The organism is Myxococcales bacterium, assembly GCA_016717005.1.
Lineage (GTDB): Bacteria > Myxococcota_A > Polyangia > Haliangiales > Haliangiaceae > UBA2376.
In genome coordinates this window covers 1,494,358-1,510,794 of sequence record JADJUF010000001.1, presented here as the reverse complement: position 1 = coordinate 1,510,794, position 16,437 = coordinate 1,494,358, and the positions used below count along the sequence as shown (strand labels likewise).

The 16,437-nt window shown below is 74.3% G+C and carries 17 protein-coding genes and 1 tRNA gene; 7 read left to right on the top strand and 11 right to left on the bottom strand.

Annotated features, from left to right (window positions below; all coding sequences use genetic code 11):
• The first annotated feature begins 126 nt into the window (after nt 1-126).
• Nucleotides 127-1,263, top strand: a complete 1,137-nt coding sequence (gene pheA / locus IPL61_06385; protein MBK9030956.1) for a prephenate dehydratase — start codon at nt 127-129, stop codon at nt 1,261-1,263.
• 100 nt (nt 1,264-1,363) lie between these two features.
• On the opposite strand, the gene IPL61_06380 is transcribed toward pheA, so the two are convergent.
• Nucleotides 1,364-1,942, bottom strand: a complete 579-nt coding sequence (locus IPL61_06380; protein ID MBK9030955.1) for a hypothetical protein — start codon at nt 1,940-1,942, stop codon at nt 1,364-1,366.
• A gap of 80 nt (nt 1,943-2,022) precedes the next feature.
• Here IPL61_06380 and IPL61_06375 point away from each other — a divergent pair.
• Together IPL61_06375 and IPL61_06370 are read left to right on the top strand one after the other, a co-directional pair.
• A tRNA-Ile gene (locus IPL61_06375) sits at nt 2,023-2,095 on the top strand.
• Nucleotides 2,096-2,122: 27 nt separating this feature from the next.
• The gene (locus tag IPL61_06370; GenBank protein MBK9030954.1) at nt 2,123-2,887 is read left to right on the top strand and encodes a hypothetical protein; all 765 of its coding nucleotides are present in this window, start codon (nt 2,123-2,125) and stop codon (nt 2,885-2,887) included.
• Nucleotides 2,888-3,014: 127 nt separating this feature from the next.
• On the opposite strand, the gene IPL61_06365 is transcribed toward IPL61_06370, so the two are convergent.
• The 7 genes from IPL61_06365 to IPL61_06335 form a co-directional block, all read right to left on the bottom strand.
• Complete coding sequence (locus IPL61_06365) at nt 3,015-3,779, bottom strand: glycosyltransferase family 2 protein (protein MBK9030953.1); 765 nt, start codon at nt 3,777-3,779, stop codon at nt 3,015-3,017.
• Between the two features lie 32 nt (nt 3,780-3,811).
• The gene (locus IPL61_06360; protein ID MBK9030952.1) at nt 3,812-4,216 is read right to left on the bottom strand and encodes a GtrA family protein; all 405 of its coding nucleotides are present in this window, start codon (nt 4,214-4,216) and stop codon (nt 3,812-3,814) included.
• Between the two features lie 494 nt (nt 4,217-4,710).
• On the bottom strand, nt 4,711-5,364 hold the full coding sequence (locus tag IPL61_06355; protein ID MBK9030951.1) for a MarR family transcriptional regulator: 654 nt from the start codon (nt 5,362-5,364) through the stop codon (nt 4,711-4,713).
• A 202-nt stretch (nt 5,365-5,566) separates the two neighbouring features.
• On the bottom strand, nt 5,567-6,919 hold the full coding sequence (locus IPL61_06350; protein ID MBK9030950.1) for a hypothetical protein: 1,353 nt from the start codon (nt 6,917-6,919) through the stop codon (nt 5,567-5,569).
• Complete coding sequence (locus IPL61_06345) at nt 6,919-8,667, bottom strand: 5'-nucleotidase C-terminal domain-containing protein (GenBank protein MBK9030949.1); 1,749 nt, start codon at nt 8,665-8,667, stop codon at nt 6,919-6,921. Before IPL61_06345 ends, IPL61_06350 begins: the two co-directional genes overlap by 1 nt.
• Nucleotides 8,668-8,714: 47 nt before the next feature.
• Nucleotides 8,715-9,329, bottom strand: coding sequence for a hypothetical protein (locus IPL61_06340; protein MBK9030948.1), 615 nt, complete (start codon nt 9,327-9,329; stop codon nt 8,715-8,717).
• Between the two features lie 175 nt (nt 9,330-9,504).
• A complete protein-coding gene (locus tag IPL61_06335) occupies nt 9,505-10,032 on the bottom strand; it encodes a hypothetical protein (GenBank protein MBK9030947.1) in 528 nt (175 codons plus the stop codon).
• An 86-nt stretch (nt 10,033-10,118) separates the two neighbouring features.
• Between IPL61_06335 and IPL61_06330 the strand changes: the two genes are divergently transcribed.
• Nucleotides 10,119-10,694: a helix-turn-helix transcriptional regulator gene (locus tag IPL61_06330; GenBank protein MBK9030946.1), complete on the top strand. Its 576-nt coding sequence runs from the start codon at nt 10,119-10,121 to the stop codon at nt 10,692-10,694.
• Between the two features lie 15 nt (nt 10,695-10,709).
• Here the strand turns inward: IPL61_06330 and IPL61_06325 are convergent, their stop codons facing one another.
• Nucleotides 10,710-11,102 carry a hypothetical protein gene (locus IPL61_06325; protein ID MBK9030945.1) on the bottom strand — a complete coding sequence of 131 codons (393 nt, stop codon included), beginning with the start codon at nt 11,100-11,102 and terminating at the stop codon, nt 10,710-10,712.
• Complete coding sequence (locus IPL61_06320) at nt 11,099-11,851, bottom strand: hypothetical protein (protein ID MBK9030944.1); 753 nt, start codon at nt 11,849-11,851, stop codon at nt 11,099-11,101. The genes IPL61_06325 and IPL61_06320 overlap by 4 nt, the downstream gene beginning before the upstream one ends.
• Before the next feature lie 132 nt (nt 11,852-11,983).
• On the opposite strand from IPL61_06320, the gene IPL61_06315 reads away from it, so the two are divergent.
• The 3 genes from IPL61_06315 (at nt 11,984) to IPL61_06305 (ending at nt 15,296) form a co-directional block, all read left to right on the top strand.
• Nucleotides 11,984-13,330 (top strand): sigma 54-interacting transcriptional regulator, encoded by a 1,347-nt coding sequence (locus IPL61_06315; GenBank protein ID MBK9030943.1) that lies wholly within the window; start codon nt 11,984-11,986, stop codon nt 13,328-13,330.
• Nucleotides 13,331-13,351: 21 nt separating this feature from the next.
• Nucleotides 13,352-13,594, top strand: coding sequence for a hypothetical protein (locus IPL61_06310; protein ID MBK9030942.1), 243 nt, complete (start codon nt 13,352-13,354; stop codon nt 13,592-13,594).
• Between the two features lie 223 nt (nt 13,595-13,817).
• On the top strand, nt 13,818-15,296 hold the full coding sequence (locus tag IPL61_06305; protein MBK9030941.1) for a M48 family metalloprotease: 1,479 nt from the start codon (nt 13,818-13,820) through the stop codon (nt 15,294-15,296).
• A gap of 6 nt (nt 15,297-15,302) precedes the next feature.
• Here the strand turns inward: IPL61_06305 and IPL61_06300 are convergent, their stop codons facing one another.
• Nucleotides 15,303-16,058, bottom strand: a complete 756-nt coding sequence (locus tag IPL61_06300; protein MBK9030940.1) for a L,D-transpeptidase family protein — start codon at nt 16,056-16,058, stop codon at nt 15,303-15,305.
• Nucleotides 16,059-16,437: the final 379 nt, after the last annotated feature.

The window sequence follows — 16,437 nt, the reverse complement described above, 5'->3', positions numbered from 1 at the left end:
ATGTCCGCGCCCGCCGACCTGTCCGCGCCCGCCGACCTGTCCGCGCCCGCCGACCTGTCCGCGCCCGCCGAGCCGTCCGCGCCGTCCGCGCCGTCCGCGCCGTCCGCGCCGTCCGCGCCGTCCGCGATGTCCGCGCCCGCCGACCTGTCCGCGCTGCGCGCGCGCATCGAGGCGATCGATCACCAGCTCCTGGCGCTGCTGGCGGCGCGGCTGGCGATCGTCGACGACGTGCTCGCCGCCAAGCTGGCGGCGGCCAGCCCGGTGCGCGACCGCGGGCGCGAGGAGCTCCTGCTCGGACGCCTGCGCGGGCAGGCGGTGCGGCTCGGGCTCGACCCGCACGAGGTCGAGCGCATGTACCGGGTCGTGCTCGACATGTCGGTCGCGCACCAGGAGGCCGCGGTGCGCGCGCGCGCCGACGTGCCGCGCCGGGTCGCGTACCAGGGCGTCGAGGGCAGCTACAGCCACCTCGCGGCGCAGCGTCGCTACGGCGGCCGCGGCGGCGGCGCGCTGCTCACCGGCCACGACAGCTTCCGCGCGGCGGCGGCGGCGGTGATCGACGGCGCGGCCGATCTAGCGCTCTTGCCGATCGAGAACTCCACCGCCGGCAGCATCAACGAGACCTACGATCTGCTGGCCCACGGCCCGCTGACGATCACCGGCGAGGTCGTGAGCGCGGTCGAGCACTGCCTGCTCGCGCTGCCGGGCGTCGCGCTCGCGCAGCTCACGATCGTCCGCTCGCACCCGCAGGCCCTGGCGCAGTGCCACCAGTTCTTCGCCGCGCACCCGCACCTGCGCGCGGTCGTCGACCTCGACACCGCCGGCGCCGCCCGCGCGGTGCGCGACGCCGGCGACGTCACCCAGGCGGCGATCGCCAGCGCCGCCGCGGCCACGACCTACGGCCTCGCGATCGTCGCGGCCACGATCCAGGACGAGCGCTCGAACGCGACCCGGTTCGTCGAGGTCGGGCTGCGGCCGACCCCGGTGCCCGACGCGACGACCGCCAAGACCTCGCTGACGTTCGCGCTGGCCGATCGCCCGGGGGCGCTGGGCGAGATCCTGTCGCGCATCGCCGCGCGCGGGCTGTCGCTGACCAAGCTCGAGTCGCGCCCGCTACGGGGCACCCGCTGGCAGTACCGCTTCTACCTCGACCTGCTCGGCCACGCCGCCGGGGCGGCGGTGCAGGCGGTGCTCGCCGAGCTGGGCGAGCTCACCGTCGAGCTGCGCGTGCTCGGCTGCTACCCCGCGGCCGAGGGCCCGGCCTGAGCGAGCCCGCGATCAGCGCGGGTCCGCCGCGCGCGATCAGCGCGGGGCAGCCGGCGCGCAGCACGCGATCAGCGCGGATCAGCGGGGCCGCAACGCGCGATCAGCGCGGGTCCGGGACGCCGTCGCCGTCGTAGTCGACGCCGCCGTAGAGCGCGCCGCCGTAGAGCGCGCCGCCGTAGCCGGCGCCGCCTTGATCGATCGCCGGCGCCATCCCCGCCTGATCGCGCGAGCCGCTCCAGTCGCCCTGGCGATCGCGGTTGCTGGTCCACCAGCGCCCCGAGAAGCGCCCGCCGGCCGCGTCGAAGACCAGCCAGCCCTCGCCGGCGAGCTGGCTCTCGCCGGGCTGCGCCTGGGCCGGTTCGCGCCAGGACAGGCGCAGGACGTTGCCGTCGAGCGTGCCGCCGAAGTACCCGACGACGTCCTTGCCGCCGTTCTGGTAGACCCACGCGCCGTGGAGGCCGCCGGCGCCGTCGTCCTCGATCTTGACCGCGCCGAAGGTGGTCTTCCACAACCCGGCGGCGTCGCTGGTCGCCATCGTCTGGGTCGCCGGGGGCGCCGCGTTCCAGGCGCCCGCGGTGGCGGGCGGCGGCGCGGTGCTCTTCGAGCTGGCCGAGGCGGCGAGGACAGCGGCGGCCAGGGCGGCCAGGGCGACGCGGGCGGCGGTGGCGGGGGCAGGCATCGGGGCAAAGGTACCACCTCCGCGGTTGCGGTCCCCGGCGCACGGGGCTAACGTGCCGCGCGTTGTAACTTCCGCCACACGGGCCCATAGCTCAGCGGTCAGAGCGGCCGGCTCATAACCGGTGGGTCCCTGGTTCAAACCCAGGTGGGCCCACGACCCGTGGTTGACAACTTGGTCTCGATGCCTCGCGAGGACGCCGTGAAAGATCAGCTCCTGTTGTTGCTTGAACTTCAGACCATCGACATGAAGGTCAAGGAGCTCGCCTCCGCGCGCAAGATCCTGCCGGCGCGGACGGAGCCGCTGCGCAACGACCTGGCCAAGCTCGAGTCGATGCTCAACGTCGAGCGCCAGAAGCTGGTCGACGCCGAGACCTGGCAGAAGCAGCAGCAGGCCATGATCCAGCGCGATCAAGAGCTCCTGCGCACCGCCAAGTCGAAGCTGCAGGGCACGCGCACCGGCAAGGAGTTCCACGCCGCCACCCGCGAGGTCGAGTTCAAGCGCAAGTCGATCAGCGAGCGCGAGGCCGAGGTCAAGAAGATGGCCGAGGGGCTCGGGCAGACGACCACCTTGATCGGCGAGCGCGACGCGTCGATCCAGAAGCTGCGCGACGACCTCGCGACCGAGGAGGCCCGGATCGCGACGCAGCTCGCGGAGCTGGACCAGCAGATCACCGCGGCCAGCGCCGGCCGCGAGGAGATCCGCGCCAGGATCGAGAAGGACTGGCGCAAGGCCTACGACGCGCTGATCGTGCGCGGCGTCGCGGTGTCGCCGGTGCTCGGCGGCATCTGCCAGGGCTGCCGGGTGCGGATCCTGCCGCAGCAGAACAACAAGCTGGCGCGGCTCGAGACGATCGAGACCTGCGAGCGCTGCGCGCGGATCATCTACCGCCAGGAGATGCTCGACCCGCCGCCGCCGCCCGCCGACGAGCCGCCGCCGGCCGCGTGAGCCGCGGCCCGCACCGACTCGGACAGGAACGCCGCCGCGACCGCCGGGATCGCCGACTCGAAGGCGAGCGGCTGATCGAGTTCGCCGATGCGCTCGGCACCGCTCGGCGCATGACCAGGTCCGCGGCTCAGCCGGCGATCGGCGCCAGCTCGCCGTAGCGGCCGCGGCGCAGGTTGCGCTTGATCACGACCGCCTCGCGGATGACCTTCCACATGTCCTTCCACGGCGAGACCTTCGAGCGCTGGTCGTCGTGCCAGACGACGCCGCACTCGCGCACGTCGTAGCCGCGCCGCTTGGCGAGCGCCAGGATCTCGAGGTCGAACGCCCAGCCGTCGATCGTCGCGCGCGCGAACAGATCATCGGCGGCGCGGGCGGTGAACGCCTTGAAGCCGCACTGGGTGTCGCGCACGCCCGGCACCAGCGTCTTCTGGATGACCTGGTTGCACAGCCGGCTCCACAGCCGGCGGTACAGCGGCTGGGTCGTGTTGGTGGCGGCGCCGGCGGCGTAGCGCGAGCCGATCGCGACGTCGGCGCCGGCCAGCACCGGCGCGATCAGCTTGGGCAGCTCGGTGGCGGGCATCGAGCCGTCGGCGTCGCACATGACGCGGATGCGCCCGCGCGCGGCCAGCATGCCGGTGCGCACCGCCGCCCCCTTGCCGCGGTTGGGCTTCGACGCGATCACCCGCAGCTGCGGGATGCGCTCGGCGGCCAGCCGCTCGCACAGCGCGACGGTGCCGTCCTTGGAGCCGTCGTCGACGACGACGATCTCCCAGGTGCCGGGGTGGGCGGCGAGGAACTGCGCGGTGGCCTCGAGCGTCGGCGTGATGCGGAGCTCCTCGTTGTAGGCGGGGATGACGATCGAGAGGTCGAGGACGGTGGTGAGGATCGACATGACAGGCTCCTGGGGGACGGTGCGGCGCGGCATCAGGCCGGCGCGAACACGAGGCGACGCTGGGCCGGGTAGCTCCAGCAGACGAAGATGACGGCGGCGCACACGACCTTCGCGGTCAGGTACGGCAGGTGGGCGCGGTCGCACGCGAGGTGCATCGCGACCGCCATCAGCACCGCGGTCGCGAGCGCGACGCCGCCGAACGCCGCCACCTGGCGCAGATCGGGGCGCCGGCGATCGCCGAACGCGACGTACTTGTTGGCGACGAAGCACAGCACCGCGCCGGCCATCGCGCCGGCGAACGCGGCGTAGGCCACCGCGACCCCGCGATGACAGAGCATCGACAGGATCACCACGTCGACCACGGTGCCCGCGAGGCCGCCGATCGCGGCGCCGGCGAGCGGCTTGAGCCGCACACGAAGCTGGTGAAGTGTCTCCATGCCCCCAGCATGAGCACCCCGCATGCCACTGGTTCGACCAGCGGCATCTCAGCTAGTTACCGCCCATCCCCTGTCGAGTCGTCGACGGCGTTCGTCACCTACATGACGACATCCCCGCCCAGAACTCGCCGGGGACCGGATCCTAGGTCTTAGGAGACTAGAATTGCTCCAGAATTTCGAGCTACCGCGTCAGGATCCGTGACTCGCCGCGTCATGAATTCTGACGCGGTGGGCCAGAAATCTCAAGCAATCCCATGCAGTTGGGACCCAGGATCCGGTCCCCTTGATCAGCGGCTGGTGGCGGCGCCCAGATCGTGGGGGCCCGGATCCTGGGTCTTAGAGGACTGGAATTGCTGCAGAATCTTGAGCTACCGCGTCAGGATCCGTGACTCGCTGCGTCGCAAGTTCTGACGCGATAGGCGATGGAGCTCGCCGCGCTGGCGGCCGGCGCCCCGAAAATCAATAGCAATCCCATGCAGTTGGGACCCAGTCCCCTAGCGGCCGGTGCGGCGGGCGGCGACGGGGGCGCGGTTGCCCTTGCCGGGCGTGCGCTTCTTGGCGGCGGCCTTTTCGCTGGAGCTGGAGCGCGAGCGGGTGACGTCGCCGCGCCGGGCGCCGCCGGCGCGGGCTCCCTCGACGATGTTCTTGCCGCGGCGGGTGAGGGCGTGGGGCCGCTGGCGCTCGTTGCTGTCGGGCGCGGCGTAGCCGGCGACGAGGCCGGCCTCGCGCAGGGCGGCGAGGGCGCGGCTGGCGCTCGACTTGTGGCGGCCCATCGTCAGCGCGACCTCGGTCGGGGTCTCGGCGCCGTCGGCGAGGGCGAGGAGCGCGCTCTTGTACGGCTCGGTCTTGGCGTAGTGGAGGATCTCGCGCTCCGTGTCCTCCTCGCCGAGCTCGGCCTGGTACGCGCGCACCATGTCCTCGACCGCGGTGAGGTAGCCGGCCTGGAACGTCGGGTCGGCGGTGGCGGTGAGCTGAGCCCGGGCCAGCGCCGGCGCGCGGGCGGCGTCGGCCAGCGCGGCCATCGCGCGCGCCAGGTGATCGAGGCGGCGTCGGGTCAGCTCGAGGCCGAGCGAGCCGCCCAGCGCCCGCAACCGCGCGACGTCGGTCGGCGCTTCTTCGAACCAGGCGATCAGCTCGGTGAGGTCCATGCGCTCACGATCAACCTAGCGGCGATGCAACGGTTGCGCAATGGTTGTTCGGTCGGGGCCGGCCGGATCCGGCGACGGCGGGCGTCACGGCCGGCGCGGTCAGCGGCGGGCGTCACGGCCGGCGCGGTCACGGCGGCACGAGCGTCGCCGGCGCGCGTCACGGCGGCACGAGCGGCGGCGGCGCGCGTCACGGCCGGCGCGGTCACGGCGGATCCGGCCGCAAGGACAGGAGCAGGCACACCGGCGGGGTGACCTCTGACCGCCGCACCACCTCGGTCAGCGCCCACGGCACCGGCCGCGTCACGATCGCGACCGCGGCGTCCTCGTGCTCGGCGCCGCGCGCGTCGACCTGGTTGACGACGACGCAGGTCGCCTGGGTCGTGCCGGTCAGGCCGAGCGCGTCGGTCTCGAACACCGCGGTGCGCTCGGTCATCGCCGGCACGATCACCAGCGACGGCCGCGCCACGGTCAGCAGCTGGTGCGCGCCCAGCGACAGGAAGTCCTTGCACACCAGCACCGCCACCGACCACGCGAACCGGCCGCTGCCGTCGACGGCGCCGCGCATGGCCAGCCGCGCCGGCGCACTGGTGATGCCCTCGACCATGTCGCCGAGCGCGAACGGGTTGAACTTGTCGGCCTCGAACCGCGCGTCGCCGCACACGACCGTGGCGCGGTTGCGCGGCTGACCGTCGACCAGCGCGTGGCGGGTGCCGGCCACGACCAGCGGCCGGTGCTCGGCGTCGGCCAGCGCGCGCTCGACGTCGGCGAGGGCGGCGCCGTCGACCGCCAGCTCGGGGAACACGACGATCGCCGCCTCGGCCGACAGCGCCTCGGCCAGGAGCGCGCGCACCGCCGCGCTCGCGGCGCCGGGATCGCGCGGGCGCACGCCGAAGAAGCGCCCGGCGGCGCGGTCGGTGTCCCACGCCAGCTCGGTCATCGGTCCGCCGATCGGCAGGCACACCGCGATCGTCGCGTTCGGCGCCGGCGCGGCGATGCCGCCGTCGAGATCGAGCACCAGCTCGACGCCGTCGGCGTCGGGCGCCAGCGCCAGCCGGGTGGTGCGATCGATCGGCAGATCGCGGGTGTCGGGGTGCGTGGTCAGGTGGCGCCCGAACACCTCGCGCAGCGGCGGCTCGCTGATCGGGAACGGCTCGCCCGGCGGCACGTGCCACTGCCGCCGCTCGCGGAACGCGGCCACGAACTGGTGCCCGACCGCCTCGTCGAGCGCGTCGGCGCACACCCGCGCCACCAGCACCGCGGCGATGTCGGGGCGCTCGGGCAGGCCGGCGTGCAGCCGGGTCCACAGGATCTCCAGCGGCGTGCGGCTCTCGAGGTGCGCCAGCGAGGCGACGGTGGTGCGCAGCACCAGGCGCAGCGCGTCGGTCAGGGTCGCGCGCCACCCGGCGACCGAGCGATCGAGCCCGGCCGAGCGGGCCTCGCGCAGCGGGCCGGCGTGCCGGCGCACGAACCGCAGGAAGCACGCGGTCAGCCGATCGAGCGGCTGCGGCCCCGGCGGTCCCAGGCCGGCGAGCCAGGCGGACAGCGACGGGACCATCAGGGCCGTGGGCGCGCCGCGGCCCCGCACCGGACCGGGCGCGGCGGCGGGTAGGCGAGGCGCGGGTGGTCGGGGTCGAACACGTCGAACGCCGCCAGCGCGCCGCCGCGCGCGGTGAGCTGCGCGGCGATCGCGTCGCGGATGATCGTGTCGGTCAGGGTCACGGCGCCGTCGGGCAGCTTGAGCCGGCCGATCACGCCGTCGCCGCCCGACGCCAGGAAGTCGCTGGTCACCAGGGTCAGCGTGCGGTCGTCGGCGATCGGCTTGCCGCGCTCGTCCTTGATGAACACCTCGAGCGTGCCGCTGGTGCAGCTCGCGGTCACGCGCAGGCCCGACCACGAGAAGATGCCGCTGCCCGACTGCAGGTTGTTGCTGATCATCTTGCGGACGTGGGCGCCGGTCAGCGTCACCAGCGCGAAGCGGTTGTCGAACGGCATCGCCTCGTACAGCGCGCCGTAGGTCAGCGGGCCGGCGGGCATGTCGGCGCGCAGGCCGCCGCCGTTGGTCAGCGCGAGGTCGGCCTTGGGCACCGCCGCGCGCATCAGGTCGGCGAACAGGTTGCCCTCGGCCGACTCGAGATCGTAGGCGCGCGGGATCGCGGTCGTGAAGGTGACGCCGAGGGGCTTGCGCTCGACCTCGGCCGCGGTGCGCTGCGCCGGCTCGATCAGCGCGGCGATCGCGGCCGACGGCATGACCGGGCGGCCCTCGTAGTCGCCGACCACGCACGCCGCCGCCGGCACCGGCTCGCCGCCGGCCTCGGGGCACAGATCGCGCGGCTGGTGGATGGTCTTGCCGGTGATGACGCCGTGCTCGTTGATGCGCAGGTCGACCCGCCCGAACGCGCGGCCGCTGGAGTAGGACTCGATCACGGCGACCTCGCCGAGCCGGTGGGCCATGGCCGCGTGGGTGTGGCCCGCGACGATCACGTCGACCGCGCCCGGCTGCAGCGCGTCGACCATCGTGAACAGCTCCTCCTCCTGATCGCACGAGGACAGGTCGGAGGGATCGTGGAGGTCGGCGCACTTCGAGCCGACGTGGGCCGCCACGACCACGACCTGCGCGCCGCGCTTGCGCAGATCGGCGGCCTCGGCGGCGATCGCCAGCACCGGCTTGGCCATGGCGAGGCCGACGAAGTTGGCCGGCATGGTCGTGAACGGCGTGGCCTCGGTGGTCACGCCGATGACGCCGACCACGACCGGCCCCTTCTCGAGCATGAACGAGCCCAGGACGTTGTCCCAGGTCGGGCGCTTGCCGGTCTCGACGTCGAGGACGTTGGCCATCAGGAACGGGAACGCGGCCTCGGCGGCCCGGGCCCGCAGGGCGCCGCGCGGATCGTCGTGGGGGCCGCTGGCGGTGACCGCCGGGCCGCTGGGGCCGAAGTCGAACTCGTGGTTGCCGATCGCGGCGGCGTCGTAGCCGATCGCGTTGTAGGCCGCGACCACCGCGACGCCCTCGTTGAGGTTCGAGCCGAGCGTGCCCTGGAACATGTCGCCGGCGTCGACGACCAGCACCTGGCCGCCGTCGTCGGCGCGCGCGGCCCGCAGGTTGGCCACGTACCCGGCCAGGATCGGCAGCCGGTCGATGGCGCCGTGCAGGTCGTTGGTGCCGAGGATCGACAGGGTGATCGTCCCGGTGCGCGGCCGCGGCGGCGGTCGGTCCACGGGGGCGCGCTGGCCGCTCGGGCAGGCGGCGACGAAGGCCACGGTGACGAGGGCGAGCGCGATACCGCCGCGAGGGCGAGCTGGCATGTCGAGATGGTAGCGCGCCCCCATGATCGTCGCGCGCGGCATCGTCATCAACCGCCGGGGCCGGGGCCGGCGGCGTCGAGGCCGGCGTCGAGGCCACCGTCGTCGGCGGGCCCGGCGTCGGTGTCGTCGTCGTCCCCTTCGGCCTCGTCGCTGTCGAGCGCCCGCGAGGTGCGCTCGAGCTCGTCGTCGGCGGCCCCGGCGCGCCGCTCGGCGGCGATGGTCGCGGTCAGCGCCAGCTCGACGTCGAGCGTGCCGTCGGCCTCGATCCGCACGAACGCGACGCCGCCGTCGGCCAGCGCGCACTCGACGACCGGGCCGACGTCGGCGGCCAGCCGCAGCGGACCGCAGTCGACGCTGCCGTCGGCGTCGAGCGTGCGCAGCGCGGCGTGGACCTCGGCGGCGATCGGCGCCGGATCGAGCAGCTCGGCCGTAGTCCAGGTCACCGGCGCGGTGCCGGTGACGGCCACCGGCACCGCCAGGCCCGCGGCCGTCGTCGCGACGCAGGCGCCGGCGTGGCACCGGACCGACGCGAGCGGCTGCCCGAGCGAGCGCTCGAGGTCGCGCCGGATCGCCTCGGCCACCGGATCGCCTGCGGCGCCGCCGCCGCCGCAGGCGACGGTGACCGCGAGGGTGGCGAGCCAGGCGCGCGACGACCGGCCCATCGCGATCGCATACCACGGGCACCGCGCCGGCCGGGCCCTCAGCGCTTGCGAGTATTTCGGTCGAGCACCGGTCCCCGCGCCGGAGTCTCGCGTCGTGGCCGATCGAGGCTCGCCTGTCGAAGTGCCGACCTGAACCCACGAACCTGGGCGCTGGCTGGCGACAGGCCCTCCGGGATCAGTCGTCGTCGTCGTCGCGGTCGCGCGGGGCGGCGACCCCTGGCGCCCCCGGGCCGGAGCCCGTCGTCGGCGCCGCCCACGCCGCGGCCGCCCCGTACCGGTAGACCAGCTCGCCGCCGGCCTGGCCGACCCGGTAGCCGAGGCCGAGCACGACCATGGTGCCGAGCGCCGCCGCGCCAGCGACGGCCAGGGCTGGACCGCGCGGCCGCACCACCCCGGCCGCTACCGCGAGCGCCAGCGCGACCCCGGCGCCGATCACGAACCCGGTGGCGGCGTCCTCGTGGGCCTCGATCGCGGCCTCGGGCACGACCGCCTCGACCCGCTCCTCGTCCTCCTCCCCGGTCTCGCGCGCGTACAGGCCGGTGGCCAGCAGCACGGCCTGGAGGCCGACGACGCCCCACCACGCGACCCGCGGCAATCGGCCGCGCCACCACGCGACCAGCACGACCATGGTGATCAGCGGCATCAGCACCGCGAGGGCGATGGGGAGGTGGACGAGCTTGGGATGGAGTGGCAGCGTATCCATGGCGATGAGCTCCTTGTGTTCGAGCGACGATGCGGCCGTGGCCCCATGCTGTCCATCGGACGTTCGTGATCGGGCGGGTCACGTCCGTGAATGACGAGGAAGATCGCGGGGGCACGGCGCCGCTCGACCCGCGCGCCGCCCGGCGACCGCTGCTGATCGCGGGCGCGGCGCTGGCCGCGGTCGCGGTCCTGGCCGCGCTCGATCTGCTCGGCGACCTGCGCGCCGGCACCACCGCGCTGCACGTCGTGGTCGAGGGCTCGATCGCGGTGATCGGCGCGGCCGGCGCCGGCGTCATGGCGCGGCGGGTGTGGCGCCTCGGGCGCCGGATCCACGCGGCCGAGGCGGCGGTCGTCGGGCTCACCCGGGACGTCGCCGCCGCCCAGGCCGACGCCGCGCGCTGGCGGGCCGAGGCCAGCGAGCTCGTGCGCGGGCTCGCCGACGCGATCGATCGCCAGCTCGCGGCGTGGCAGCTCACGCCGAGCGAGGCCGAGGTCGCGCGCCTGCTGCTCAAGGGGCTGTCGCACAAGGAGATCGCCGGCGTGCGCGACGCGTCCGAGGCGACGGTGCGCCAGCAGGCGACGTCGCTCTACCGCAAGGCCGGCCTGGCGGGCCGCGCCGAGCTGGCGGCGTTCTTCCTCGAGGACCTGCTCGGGCCGCGGTGAGCGGGCCGGCCCGCGCTACTTGCGGAAGCCGCGGGTGATCGCGTCGATCGTGCGGCCGCTGGGGTCGGCCTTGCGCCGGTCGACGACGACCAGGAGCCGCGTGCCGCGCGCGATCGCCGAGCCGGTCGCGTCGGCGACCACCGCCAGCCCCAGCTCCTCGGCGGCCTGGGCGTCCTCGCCGCTGCCGTAGGTGCACACCACCACGTCGACGCCGCTGACCGTGCCGCCGCGGCAGGCCTTGGACGCGTAGGCCTCGCCGTCGACCGTGGTCAGCGCCGACACCTCGAGCTTGTCCGCGCGCCACGCCGCGACCAGCGCGTCGTCGCTGATGGCGGGCTTGGCCTCGCTGCCGCCGCAGGCCGTCGCCACGAGCAGGAGCAGCGCGCCGAGGCGCGCGCGGTCGATCATCGGTGACCGCGCCCGTGCTTGCGACCCTTGTACTTGGCGTGGCCGCGGTGCTCGTGGACCACGACGCCGCCGCCGATGCCGATCTGCACCGACGGGACGCCGATCTCGACCCGCAGCACCGGCGCCGGCACGTGGACCTCGACGCCGGCCCGGACCCGGGCCGGGCGCACGTCGACCCGCGCGGGGGCCACGACCACCGGCGCGACGACCACGGCGCCGTACCAGCCCGGCGGCGCGGCGTCGACGACGACCGTCGGGCGCTCGTAGCGGATCGGCTGGTAGACCACGTCGATGGGGTCGTAGGTCACCCTGGCCTCGGCGTAGGCGGGCGGGAAGTCGCCGACGTACCAGTACGCGCCGCCGCGGAGCTCGAGCTTGAGGTCGGCCGGCGGCGCCCACGCGTGGAAGTGCGGGCCGTCGAGGTAGCAGTACTCGGTGTCGTCGTGATCGTCCTCGACGATCACGTCGACCGGCACCGGGTGGTGGCCGTAGTAGCTGTACCTGGGGCCGTCCCAGCCGTAGGCGACCGGGTCGCCGACGAAGTAGCTCCAGCCGTCGTGGTCGCGGTACTGCACCTTGAGATCGGCCGGGGCGTAGATGTGCACGTGCGGCGCCTGGATATGGCAGACGCCGCCGCCCTGGGTCTTGGGGATGGGATGGATGCCGACGAAGCGGTGCTGCTTCTTGTCGGCGTGGGCCGTGCCCAAGGTCCCGATCAGCACGATGAGTGCGGCGATGTAGGTGCGCATCGATCCTCCGCCACAGGATACAGCAAGCGGCGATCCACCTCGGGGGCGCCCGATCTGAGGGGGTTGCGGCGCGCAAGGTGGAGCCGAGCGGTTCCATGGAGCCGTTCGGTTCCGCTACGCTGCGCCCATTCGATGGCTCGACAGGTCGCAGGCAAGACGACGTACGTGGCGCCCGATGGGGCGGTGCGGGTGAGCTACGAGCGCTTGCGGGCCCGGGTCGTGCGTGGCCCCGACGCCGGGACCTCGATCGAGGTCGGGGCCGACGACCTGGGGATCGGCGCGCACCCGTCGAACCAGCTCGTGCTCACCGACGCGCGCGTGTCGCGGTTCCACGTCCGGCTGACCCGCGATCCGCGCGGGCTGCGCGCGCTCGATCTCGACAGCGCCAACGGCACCCGGGTCCAGGGGCTCGCGATCCGCGACGTCTACCTGACCGACGGCGTCGTGCTCGAGGTCGGTGACAGCGCGATCGAGCTGGTGGCCGAGGGCGGCGCCGCCGAGGAGGAGCTGCCGGCGATCGATCACTTCGGCGAGCTGCTCGGCCGCTCGGTCGCGATGCAGCGGGTGTTCGCGATGGCCCGGCGCGCGGCCACGACCACCTCGACCGTGCTGGTCCTGGGCGAGACCGGCACCGGCAAGGATCTGCTGGCGCGCGCGATCCACGCGGCCGGCCCGCGCGCCGGGCGGCCGTTCATCGTGTTCGACTGCGGCGCGGTCGCGCCGACGCTGATCGAGTCGGCGCTGTTCGGCCACGTCCGCGGCGCGTTCACCGGCGCCGACGTCGACCGGCCGGGCGTGTTCGAGCTGGCCCACGGCGGCTCGCTGTTCCTCGACGAGATCGGCGAGCTGCCGCTGGCGCTGCAGCCCAAGCTGCTGCGCGCGCTCGAGACCGGCACGGTCCAGCGGGTCGGCGCGCCGGCGCCGGTCGCGGTCGACGTGCGCATCATGGCCGCGACCCACCGCGACCTGCGGGCCGAGGTCGATCGCGAACGGTTCCGCGCCGACCTGTACTACCGCCTGGCGGTGATCCCGATCGAGCTGCCGCCGCTGCGCGATCGCGACGAGGACATCCCGCTGCTGGCCGCGCACTTCGCCCGCGGCGTGCTGGCCCGGGCCGGCGGCGATCTGTCGTGGATCTTGCCGCACCTCGACGACACCTTCAGCCCGCTGCGCAGCTACGCCTGGCCCGGCAACGTGCGCGAGCTGCGCAACGCGATCGAGCGCGCGATCGCGCTGGCCGATCCGGCGGCGTTGGCCGGCGATCCGCTGGCGCGGCTGGTCGAGCTGCGCGGCAGCCTGCGCCGCACCCGCCGCGGCCGCATGCCGCTCGAGGCCGCGCGCGCCGAGTTCGACCGCGAGTACCTGCGCGACCTGCTGACCGACACCGGCGGCGACCTGCGCGCCGCCGCCGAGCAGGCGGGCGTGCACCCCAAGTCGATCGAGCGGCTCGTGCGCCGGTACCGGCTGCGCGACGGCTGACCGGCGCGCTATCGTGCGCGCGTGATGGGCAAGGCCATGACCACGCGCGGGCGCCAGACCGCGGCCCTGTTCGGCGTGCTGCTGGCCGCGGCGCTGCCCAAGCAGGTCCCGTGCGAGGTGCCGTACACCACCTGCGAGGTGCTCGACCACGACCACCGCTCGTGCCAGCCGACCGACGTCGAGCCGCTGGGCGTCTACGCGATCGAGTGGATCCTGCACCGCGACCTGCCGATCGCGTACTCGACCCGGCTCGAGTGCCGCTGATCACGCGGGCGCGCGCGCCGCGGGCCGTCAGTTGCTCCCGGTGTGCGTTGATGACCTCGCCATGCACGTCGACGTGGGCCTGTTCCCACCGTGGCGTCCAGCCGTCACCCCCGACCCGCCGACACTACATCGGCGCGTGCCTCGTGTCCGTTCGATCTCGACCCAGGGCTGGCGGTGATACAACCGGGCCGTGGCGGCAACCGGGTCGATCGTTGTGCGGGCCATGCTCGCGCTGGTCTTGATGGTGCTGTTCTTCGCGACCGCGGTGGCAGCCGTCGTCGGCCTGGTCATGGCGGGCAAGTTCCTGTTCGGCTTGCTGGCGGAGATCCACGGCCGCGGCGTGATCATGATCGCCGTCGCGGGGCTGGCGTGCTTCGTCGCGGCGGCGGTGGTCGCGTGGTCGGTGCTGCCGCGGCCGGATCGGTTCGAGCCGCCCGGTCCCGAGATCACCGCGACCAGGCAGCCCGAGCTGTTCGCCGAGCTGCGCCGCGTCGCCGCCGCCACCGGCGAGGCCATGCCGGTGCACGTCTACCTGGTCAACGACGTCAACGCGTTCGTCACCCAGCGCGGCGGCCTGATGGGCGTCGGCAGCCGGCGGGTCATGGGCCTGGGCCTGCCGCTCATGCGCACGCTGACGGTGAGCGAGCTGCGCGCGGTCATCGCCCACGAGATGGGCCACTTCTACGGCGGCGACACCAAGCTGGGCCCGTGGATCTACAAGACCCGCGGCTCGATGATCCGCACCGTGATCAACCTGGAGAAGGCTGGGGAGGGCGCGGCCGAGATCCACGGGCTGATCCCGCTCCTGTTCGGCGCGGTGCGGGCGCCGTTCGTGTGGCTGGCCAAGGGCTTCTTGCGGGTATCCCAGGCGGTCAGCCGCGCCCAGGAGTACTCGGCCGACGGCGTCGCGGTGCGGACCGAGGGCGCGCCGGCGCTGATCGACGGCCTCAAGAAGACCCACGCGGCGGCGCTGGCCCACAGCCTGTACCTGCGCAACGAGGTCGAGCCGATGATCGAGCGCGGCGTGTTGCCGCCGGTGGGCGAGGGCTTCTCGCGCTTCCTCGGCAACGATCGCATGACCAAGCTCCTCGACGAGGTCGTCGCCGCCGAGCTGGCCGAGGGCAACCAGGATCCCTACGACTCGCACCCGCCGCTGCGCGATCGCATCGCGGCCGCCGCCCAGCTCCGCGGCCCGAGCAAGACCCCCGACGATCGCCCGGCCATCGCGCTCATGATCGAGCCCGAGCGGTACGAGACCGCGGCCATCCGCGCGCTGGTGGATCGGTCGCTCGCCGACGTGGCCTGGACCGACGTCGCGGCCCACTGGATCGCGGCCTGGCGCGACGACGCCAAGGCGGCGCGCGCGGCGCTGACGGGGTTGACGATCGCGAGCTTGCCCAGCGCGATGACGGCGCTGCGCCAGCGCGCGCGCCTGATCCACGGCGAGGGGGCCGACCACGTCGACGACAGCGCGATCCGCAGCTGGGCGGTGGGGACGTTCGGGACCGCGATCGCGCTCGTGCTGGTCGACGCCGGCTACCAGCTCGAGGCCGACCCCGGCGCGCCGCACCGGCTGGTCGACGGCGACGTCGTCGTCGAGCCGTTCACCGAGCTCGGCGCGTGGCTGCGGGGCGAGGCCGCCGCCGACGCGCTGACCGCGCGGTTCGAGGCCCTGGGCCTGGCCGAGCGCCCGCTGGCCTGATGGTCCTCAGCGCGGCGGCCGCGGGAACCGCGCGAGCTCGGTCGCCAGCGTCGCGTAGAGCGCCGCGGTCCACGGCGGCGCGTCGGGCGTCGGGGTCGCGGCGTGCGCGCGCAGATCGGTCGGCGCCAGCACGGCGCGCACGCGCGGCCGGGTGCGCGCCGGGTCGTGCCACAGGCCGGTGTCGGCCACCAGCGTGAACAGCTCCTCGATCGCGGGGTCGCCCATCGCCAGGCAGCCGATCGACACCGCGTCGCCGTGGATCATGATCGCGCCGCCGAGCGCGCGCCGACCGTCGGCCGCGGCGTGGGCCCGATCGAACGCGTTGGGGTAGTCGACGTGCAACGACAGGTGGTACGCGCTCTGCGGGTTGAGCCAGTCGATCGCGTAGACGCCCTCGGGCACCTGGCCGTCGCCCTCGACCAGCTTGGGCCCAGCGCCGCCGCTGGCCGCCAGCACCGGGTAGTCGGCGATCCACGCCCACGCGCCGTCGCGCCGGGCCCAGACCTCGAGCCGCGCCTCGTCCTTGATCGCGACGAGCGTCACCTCGCCCGGCGGGTACGCGATCCCGGCGGCCGCGAACGCCGCGGCGGTGCGCGCCCGGGCCGCCGCGCCGTACTGGGCCAGCCGGCGCGCGACCGTCGGGCCCGTGGCCGGCCGCGCGACCGGGTGCGCGCTGTCGACGTGCGTGCCGGGACCGCCGGGACCGCCGCCGCTGGCGCCGGCGCAGGCGAGCGTCAGCACGAGGATCGCGGCGCTGCGCATGCCCCAAGCGTGCGCGCCGGCGACCACGCGCGCAACTGACACGTCCGACACCACGACGTGGCTCCGACCGGTCCGACGTGCGTCGATCGGTCCGACGTGCGTCGATCGGTCCGACGTGCGTGGGGCCCCGGCGCATGCCGGGGGAGGGTCTTTTCGAAAAACCCTCATCGAAACCCGCGACCACCACCACCCTCGCGCAGCACGCTCCGGGCCGTTTCGGGTGGGGGCCCCGGCGCATGCCGGGGGAGGGTTTTTTCGAAAACCCCTCATCGAAACACGCGATCACCACCACCCGCGCGCAGGACGCGCCGGGCCGTTTCGGGTGGGGGCCCCGGCGCATGCCGGGGGAGGGTTTTTTCGAAAAACCCTCATTGAAACA